This window comes from Nevskia soli, assembly GCF_903970205.1.
Classification (GTDB): Bacteria; Acidobacteriota; Terriglobia; order Bryobacterales; family Bryobacteraceae; genus Bog-113.
In genome coordinates this window covers 1-8,227 of record NZ_CAJCHS010000019.1, presented here as the reverse complement: position 1 = coordinate 8,227, position 8,227 = coordinate 1, and the positions used below count along the sequence as shown (strand labels likewise).

The window sequence follows — 8,227 nt, the reverse complement described above, 5'->3', positions numbered from 1 at the left end:
GGAGAACCCGTCCATCTCGGGCATCAGCACATCGAGCAGCGCGAGGTCATACGAACGCTCGCGGAGCAGACGAAGCGCATCGACTCCGTTACCGACGCACGTCACGCTGTAGCCTTGGCGCTCGAGTTGCCGCGCCAGGATCTCCAGGTTCCGCTCGCTGTCGTCGGCGACCAGAAGTCGGGCCCCCGATGACGCCGCGTGCCCCTCGCTCACGCTGCCGGTGTTTTCGGCTTTCCGGTTCAGGGCGGACCCCGAAGTGAAGTCCGCCAGATTCCGAGCCGCCGACTCGATGTGTTGCGCGAAAGGCCGCAAAACCGGCTCCTCGCGCGCGGCGAGGGAGTGCGCGGCTTGACTTAGCAGATTGGCCCGATCCCAAAGTCCGCTTCGGATGCGGCCCATCGAATCCGGGCTGCCGGCCCCGTCGCTATTGGGGACCAGCGATTGCACGGCGCCCACCAGATCGTAGGCCGAATCGTGGATCGCGCCAATCTCGCCGCGCAACGCAGAGTCGCCATCGTCTCCGATGTCTTCCAGTAGCATTTCGCTGTAACCGATGATCTGGTTCAGCGGCGTGCGCAATTCGTGGCGGAGTTCGGACGGTCTGAGAACCTGCTCCTGCGATCCATCCACAACTGGAGGATAGCGCGGGCTGCGGACGCAACAACTTAAAGGTTGACCGGCCAGCCTTTCATCAAGCCGGATTCGACCATCTTGACGAACCCGTTCACATCATCGTCTTCGCGGGCCACCGCGGCGCTGAGGGTGTTGGGGTTGATACTGCTCGCGCAGATGGTTTGCGGGATGACGGGCTTTGCGGTGGGCAGAGCCGGCGCGGGCTGCGGAGGCTTGCCGAGGTCGATCGCGTCCAGGATGTTCCCGACATCGCTCGATGTTTCCCGCGCGGCCAGAGGCGGGATGTTGAAGACGGATTCAATGAACTTCAGCACCGACGTGTGGTCGTAAACGGTGCTGTCGATTACCGGATTCGACGGATTGCCCACGGTCCAGGGCGAAACGATGACTGAAGGAACACGCATGCCGAGCAGCGCCTTGCCGTCAATCAGATCCGGGTCCACATCGTTGGGGGCGAGAGCCCGCGGCGGAGCAACGTGATCGAAGAAGCCGCCCCACTCGTCGCGGTTGAAGATCACGACCGTGCTATCCCATTGCGGACTGGTTGAGACCGCCTGATACACCTGCGAAAGAAACGCTTCGCCGTTGCGGATGTCCGAGAACGGATGGTCATCCGAGGCGAAGTTCAACAGTAGCGTTAGCTTTGGATCCAGGTAGGAAACCGAGGGCAGCGTTCCGTTGGCGCAGTCCGACAGAAAAGTATTGAAGTCGTATGAAATATTGAGGTACTTGACGCCCCAAAGAGCAAGAAAGGGAACGTTTCCGAAGTAGTATTTGCAACTGACGCCGGCCGCCTGAAGGTTGTCCCAGATGGTTGGGAGGGTGCAGAAATTGAGGCTGTCGCTGAGCCGGTCGGTTTGACCGGAGTTCGCGAAAATGCGGTTGGGGAACGTGGGCGCCATAATCGAGGCGAAGAAGTTGTCGCACGTCGTGAAGTTGCGGGCGAGCGCCGAAAGAACCGGGAGATCCTTCTCCACGTAGTAACCGATGGCGAAGGTGTCGCTGTCCGTAGGCTGAAGGAAGCCGTCCATTTTGCCGTGATCGTATTCGAGGCGGCCGCCGGCATAGCTATGGTCGGGGTCGTCGTGCCCGCAGCCGGTCCAATCCGGGGCGAGCGGGTAAGTGGGGTAAACGGTACCGGACGGGTTGGCGTAACTGAGGCCGGCTTGCATGCCGTTGGCGTTGGGCAGCCAGCCGAGCATGTGGTCGAAGCTGCGGTTTTCGCTCATCACGTGGATGATTTGCTTGATCTGGCCGGGCTGCTGGGCCTTGATTCCCGCCGCGCTCATGAGCGTTCCGGCGGCGGTGCTGGTCTTAATACTGGTCTTTATAAATGTCCTGCGATCCATGAATTCTTGGGCTCCGTTTGCCAGTATATTTCGCGAATGTTACAAAGCGCTGACATGCTCTAAGGTTTGACGGATAGCGGTGAGAACCAGTCCCGGTTCGTCGAGATGCACCCAATGTCCCGCGGTTAGTGCACGGATGTGCCGGCCGGCGGGTGACGCGGCTGCGAGACGGTCCCATTCTTCGATTTGCGCAGCGGTGGCGTTGCCGGCCGAGATGATCGTCAGCGGCACGGATAGAGGCGGCCAGTGCCGGGCCTGTTCGCAGGCGTCCGGCAGCAGAGCTAAGTAACTTGCCATGGCCGCGAAGCTCTTGGGCTGGCACCAATGCGCCTTGATGGCGGGCAAGAGATCGGGCGGGAGCTTGCGGACCTCGCCGATCAGCCGCTCAGGCACGCCGGATCCCTTTCCACTGGATACTTTGGCGATTAGTTTGGGGATGAAGCGGGCGCCTCGTTCCGCGAGCGTGAGAGTTAGCCGCACGATACCTAAGCGCGCGAGCAATGCGCCGCGCCGCGAAAGCATGACGCCGTAGGAAAGCAGGCGCTGACGTTCTTGCGGTAAGTCGCACCACTCGGAAGGTAAGACCGGGTCTAAGAGGACCAGACCGGCGACGTCTTCGGGATGCTTCGCTGCGTAGGCGCGTGCGACGAGACCGCCGAAGGAGTGACCCACGAGTAGGAATGGAGCTGCATTCGCGCTTAGTTCGTGAAGTTCCCAGACTAACTGGTCAAGAGATCTAGCGGCGGTTGCGGGCTCGCTCCAACCGAGTCCGGCGCGGTCGTAACTAACGACGCGCGTGAAGCGGGCTATTTCGTACTGCAGTGGACGCCAGCTAAGTGAGGATGCGGCAATTCCTGCTTCGAGTACGACCGCGGGTGAGCTTGCGCCGAGATCGAGAACGTGTAGGCGCGTTCCTGCGATTGCGGATAGACTTCCGGGCGGAGGGAAGCGCTGGGCGTCCCGGCGCGCCGATACAGCCTGCCAAATCGCGAGTGCAATCAATAAAGTAGTGACGATCGCTAACGCGGCGGCGATTAGAAACACTTAGTCAGCGACCATAAGTTTGCCGGGTAGGATCGGGCGTGTGCGCGGCAGAACTCCGCGCGCCGCGAGCATCCCCATGAAGATCAGCGCCGCCGTGAAGATGACTAACTTCGCTATGTTAGTGAACGGAGTTCTCGGCATCGTGATCCAGAGTATCCACAAGAGCGGTTGCGCCACACACGCCGCCCAGACGGAACCATAGAAGAAGCGGCGTTCATGCCCTTCACCCGCGGTGGACGCTTTGACGCGCGGCAGCAGCCCGAACAGACCGAGTGTCCAGATTACGATGGCGATCGGGAAGTAACCGGTGCTGTAGATCTGTTTTAGATACCAATGCTGCGTAACGGCGGCCAGGGCTAGGCCGATCCAGTTTAGTATCACGAAGTTCACCACGACATTCCAAGCGAACGTGTAGCAGATGCGGCGGTATAGAGGGTTTGGCTTGTCCTCAGTAAAGCGGAGGATGTAAGGCGCGGGTTCAACGCCAGGGAGTTGACCGCGAATCGCGGCGATGCCGGTGCCCACCAGGACCGCCCCGAGCCAAGCAAGCGTCCACCGGCTCGGCCCATAGGCGAACAGGCGGAATACGATGGGCCCCGCGGACAGGAAGAACACCCAGATCCAGAGGGGCCAGTGCGCGAGGCGATAGTAAGGCTTGTTCCGCGTTCGGATGGGGCGGTGCGCGGCATACTCGACGTTCACGGAGCGTGGCATAGCAGGTGTTCGCTAACACTGATCGTAAACTGGTGCTTGAATCTCCCGACCTCCCGCCGGACTTTCCTCATCGATACCGACACAGCTTCCGACGACGCCGTCGCGCTGATTATGGCGCTGCGGGCGCCGGATGTCGACGTTGCCGCGATCACGACTGTGGCAGGGAATGTTCCGGTCGCACAGGCTACCCGGAACGCCCTGTATACAGCCGAGCTATGCGGTTCCGATGTTCCCGTCTTCGCCGGCGCGGGACAACCGTTATTGCGCGAGTATGCTACCGCGACCTGGTTCCATGGTGAGGATGGTTTCGGCGACCACGGCTATCCGGAACCCCGACGCGGCGCGGGCGGCGCTCATGCGGTAGACGCGATCGTCTCGACAATCAAGACTCATCCGGGACTTACTCTGGTTACACTGGGTCCGCTCACGAACGTTGCTCTGGCTTTGGCCAGGGATCCGGGTATCTCCAAACAAGTGGGACGTTGCGTGATTATGGGCGGCAATCCGTGTACGGAAGGGAATGTAACTCCCGCCGCCGAGTACAACATCTGGGTAGATCCGGAAGCTGCGCGAATGGTCTTCCTCTCCGGGCTGCCGATCGAGTTAGTAGGTTGGCAGCTTTGCCGTGGAGATGCCGCGGTCAATACGCGGGATATCGACGAGATACTTGACCTCGATACGCCGCTGGCTCGATTCGCTATCGAGTGCAACAGTACGGCGATGGAGGCGTATCGCGTTCAAACCGGCGAGATCGGAATTTCGCTGCCCGATCCCGTGGCAATGTCGATCGCTCTCGATCCAACGATCTGCACATCGGCGAGTAGCCACTATGTAGAGGTCGAGACGGCAAGTGAGTTGACGCGCGGGATGACCGTCGTCGACCGGCTGAACGTGGCTGCAAACGAGAGGAACCGCGACATATGGAAACAGACTACCGGGCGCGGGTTCCCGATGCGCGTGTGCTGGGCGATCGACATTCAGCGTTGGAAGCGCGCGTTGTTCGCGGCGTTAGGTTGACTTATCGGGAAATCGTGTACTTGACGCTGCGCTCCACTACGCCGGCGGGCTCGGCGGCCGCGATCTTCAATTCGTAGTTGCCAGGGTCAGGGACGGCGCCGAGTTGCCCACGCCGAACTCACCCTCTCCGCGGTAATAGAATGAATTCGCACGCCCGGTGACGCTTTCTCCCGGCCACTATACGATTGCGACAGCGGTAGTGCCCCTTAAATGCCGGGACTTCCAGCAGCATGATTTGTGTGCTCTTGCGTTTCCCTTCGTAATCCCCGAGTAGAGACTGACGGTCTTCACCAATACATGCACTTTTAGGATTAGAGTATTCCGATCCTAGTCTTCACCGATCTTGAACCACCTAGTTTGTACATCTGACAGCTTGCTCGTATGGCTCAGAAATGCCGGCGTTGCTTCGCCTTGATCGCTTTGCAAGACTTTTCCGGTCGCCATAGAATATGCCCGCTGGTATAGATGAGAACAGCAAATCCGGCCGGGTGGCTCGCCGTGTCCCTGATCATTCCAGAGCCCATTCAATGCGCGGAAGTAGTAGCCGAGGATGGAGGCATAGGAATAATTTTCGCGAAGACGAGTTAGTGCGTGGGTTGCGATTTTTTGACTATCCTCGTTCGTTAACGTGGGATCTCGTCGAATCCGAAGTTTGTGACCTCTGATGTACCGGTAAATTGCCCCATGCCGAACTCCCCGTACAGTCGCCTCGCAGATGGAATCTTCCCCGACGTACACTGCGGCATGAGTCCACTGAGCGTGCTTTGGATTGTATCCCCCATGCTCCTGAACTTTCTGAATTCCACGCGCTATAAAGCCCGGATTAACTTCGGAGAACAATAGCAGATCGCCGGGTCGCCAGCTACCGACGTCAGGAAAAAAACCAAACGTTCTTAGATCTTGTGGGATGGGCCCTTTAGGGGTCCATACCCCGCCCGACGAGATCTGCTTGCTTGGATCTAACTCTGAGAAAGACGGCAACCGCGTTGTGACTCAGCACTAATCTGAGACCCTGCTCAAGCAATCGCGGCCTGCTGAGGCTTCTCCTCGGCAGCGGCTTGCACTCGAACAACCATTGAGGAGCTCAGCCAAACATTAACTATAGACCCCACGCGAAGCGTGAGATTCTTAACGCTTTCGCCGCTATACCCTTTGATCTTGTCAAAAGTAAAAGCATAAACCTCGGTCTCCACCTCGCAACTCGCAATTACCCCCAATCCTGCCGGATCGAGGTTCAGCACTTTCCCGCGAAGCTGCCTCAGCTCAGGACCGACCATCTCTGAGAAGGATTTGATAGGCTTTGAGGGCCGCATGTGAACTCTGTTTCGGGACGGCACCTTGGAGGCCAGACTGCTCCGATATGCCGATAGTATTGTTCTCTTCATCGCTGACGTGACTGTAAAGTAGATCGTCTCAACTAAAATAGAGAATAGTACCACTTTTAAACCCAAACTGTTGAAAAACTGTGGAAAAGCTGGAAAAGTTGAGGATTTCCGTTAGGACTAATGTTTTCGGGGAAGATCGTCGCCGCGTGACTCGCATTGGCGCGCACACGCAATCTCGCCCCATCGAGCTAGAGCTACTCCACTCGGAGTTTGTCCCGCCAGCGCGTCCAACCTCCGGTTGTCCCGGATCGACTGCGGGGTATCCCTCAAGACCTCTAACGTGAGTTCAGCCCCATTTTGCCGTAGGACGAGGCGGGTGCGAGTAGCCACGCAATTCGATTTTCACAAGAAGCGAACAGAAGGCGAATTCGATACAGTCGCGCGTGGGGAATGTTCGACGTTGGTCGTCCTTATCAGTGATGGATCAGTCGCGCACGAAACCGAGATCGATGCGCGATCGCTGTTTGAAGCCGCGGCACTCGGAGATTCGCCACGACCGGGCGATTTCCCGCGAAGCTATTACTTCTACGCGCGATTCAGTTTCCGCCAATCGACGGCGCATCGATTCTCCCCTACACGTTTCCGTAGACGCGCTCTCGATGGCCGACATCCTACGTTCACCTTGCAGACAAGAGGAACCGCGAGGTATGGGAACAGACTACCGGGCGCTGGTTCCCGATGCGGGTGTGCTGGGCGATCGACTTATCGGGAAATCGTGTACTTGACGCTGCGTTCGACTACGCCTGCGGGCTCGGCGGCCGCGATCTTCAATTCGTAGTTGCCAGGGTCAGGGACGGCGCCGATGATCATGCGAACACGTCCGGTTGCGTCAGCCTTCGGCAAAGCCGAATTACGCCTGGCGATAACTTGCCCATCTTTAAGTATCTGAACCCGTAACTCCCCGGGCGCGGCATTGGGGCTCCCGGGATATACAACGAAGTACACCATCGGGTTCGAGCCTGATTTAAGCGTGGATGACACGGCAGGTAAGACGACTTTACCGTCGAACTGGAATGGATCTTCGGGGTCTGGAGCGCCATTCACGTTGTTCAGCTTACGAACCATGGTGATGTCACTCATGGCCGGGCCCTTCATGCTAGGGACTTCCAGCGGAACGATTTGCGTACTCTTGCGCTTTCCTTCGTAATCGACGACCGCTGTCTCGATCGTGTAGCGGCCGGGAGGAAGCGTCACCGGGCGCGCGTAAGTCATGCTGTTCCCGCGGAGAGTAGCCAGTTCGGCGTCCGCAACTTCGGAGGAAACGTCCTTACTGATGCGCCCGACAATCTGTCCCTCGGCGTCCTTAACCACCGCAAGTAACGAGGCATGTACTCTCTGCTTGTGCTCGGCGGGTTCCGGAGTCGCCGTCAAGTTAGCGATCGGGATGTCGAACCCGATCTCGCAGTCGGCGGTTCCGTTGTCCCCCTCAAAGCGATAAGATTCGGTAGAGTAGTCGAACGCGTGCGGAAGGGGTTTGGAGTCAAGCGCGCTGAAGCCGGCGATCTCGGCTGCGGTAAGAGGTCCGGACCCGGTATCGGGAACTGCGAAGTAACCGGTCCGCGTTTCGGCCGTCAGGTCGGCCTTGGCTAACTTGACTTCAATCTTATGGAAGTGGCCGTCATAGCTTTCGGTGGGAGGCGTGTAAGTCAGTTCGTAGTGCGTATCCACCTCTTCCATTAGTTTGTCGAGAAGGTGGTCGACGTTGTTTGTGTTCGCGATGAGAAACCCGCCGGTGCGCTCGGCCAGATCGCGCAGATTTTCCTGTTTGTTGCCGGTTTGCACGCCATAGCCGATGTAATCATCTTCATGCATCAGCTCGTGCATTTCGGCGCCGCTCAAACCCACTTTCTGTTGTTGCTGGCTTAGCTTGGCGGAAGTATGCAGCATGTCGATCGAGTCCTGCATGGACGAACGCGCGGCGTCGCAAGTACCGCTCGGCTGATCCTGGCAAACGCCCAAGCCCCACGCGTCCAGCGCGTAGAAGGTAACTCCATACTTATTGGAGTTCTTAATCAGGGACGCCCAGTAATCCACGTGATCCGGAGGTTTCACCAGGCCGTTACTGATCAACAACACAGTCTTCTG

The 8,227-nt window shown here is 58.5% G+C and carries 7 protein-coding genes; 1 reads left to right on the top strand and 6 read right to left on the bottom strand.

Annotation, left to right across the window (positions count from 1 at the left end):
• The 4 genes from H1Y01_RS01075 to H1Y01_RS01060 form a co-directional block, all read right to left on the bottom strand.
• Nucleotides 1-630, bottom strand: a 630-nt coding sequence (locus H1Y01_RS01075; protein ID WP_180538248.1) for an ATP-binding response regulator, incomplete at its 3' end; no start/stop codon positions are given.
• A 35-nt stretch (nucleotides 631-665) separates the two neighbouring features.
• A complete protein-coding gene (locus H1Y01_RS01070; protein ID WP_180538247.1) occupies nucleotides 666-1,982 on the bottom strand; it encodes an alkaline phosphatase family protein in 1,317 nt (438 codons plus the stop codon).
• A 39-nt stretch (nucleotides 1,983-2,021) separates the two neighbouring features.
• The gene (locus tag H1Y01_RS01065; protein ID WP_180538246.1) at nucleotides 2,022-3,026 is read right to left on the bottom strand and encodes an alpha/beta fold hydrolase; all 1,005 of its coding nucleotides are present in this window, start codon (nucleotides 3,024-3,026) and stop codon (nucleotides 2,022-2,024) included.
• Nucleotides 3,027-3,740 (bottom strand): hypothetical protein, encoded by a 714-nt coding sequence (locus H1Y01_RS01060; RefSeq protein ID WP_180538245.1) that lies wholly within the window; start codon nucleotides 3,738-3,740, stop codon nucleotides 3,027-3,029.
• A gap of 36 nt (nucleotides 3,741-3,776) precedes the next feature.
• On the opposite strand from H1Y01_RS01060, the gene H1Y01_RS01055 reads away from it, so the two are divergent.
• Nucleotides 3,777-4,757, top strand: coding sequence for a nucleoside hydrolase (locus H1Y01_RS01055; protein WP_180538244.1), 981 nt, complete (start codon nucleotides 3,777-3,779; stop codon nucleotides 4,755-4,757).
• A 1,016-nt stretch (nucleotides 4,758-5,773) separates the two neighbouring features.
• On the opposite strand, the gene H1Y01_RS19405 is transcribed toward H1Y01_RS01055, so the two are convergent.
• Both H1Y01_RS19405 and H1Y01_RS01050 read right to left on the bottom strand, forming a co-directional pair.
• Nucleotides 5,774-6,142 (bottom strand): hypothetical protein, encoded by a 369-nt coding sequence (locus tag H1Y01_RS19405; protein WP_219341160.1) that lies wholly within the window; start codon nucleotides 6,140-6,142, stop codon nucleotides 5,774-5,776.
• A 702-nt stretch (nucleotides 6,143-6,844) separates the two neighbouring features.
• Nucleotides 6,845-8,227, bottom strand: a 1,383-nt coding sequence (locus H1Y01_RS01050) for a VWA domain-containing protein (RefSeq protein ID WP_180538243.1), incomplete at its 5' end; no start/stop codon positions are given.

What these genes read in the sequence shown, in the direction of transcription:
- H1Y01_RS01070 (WP_180538247.1), bottom strand. Translation starts at nt 1,982, where the DNA reads ATGGATCGCAGGACATTTATAAAGACCAGTATTAAGACCAGCACCGCC.
- H1Y01_RS01060 (WP_180538245.1), bottom strand. Translation starts at nt 3,740, where the DNA reads ATGCCACGCTCCGTGAACGTCGAGTATGCCGCGCACCGCCCCATCCGA.
- H1Y01_RS19405 (WP_219341160.1), bottom strand. Translation starts at nt 6,142, where the DNA reads ATGAAGAGAACAATACTATCGGCATATCGGAGCAGTCTGGCCTCCAAG.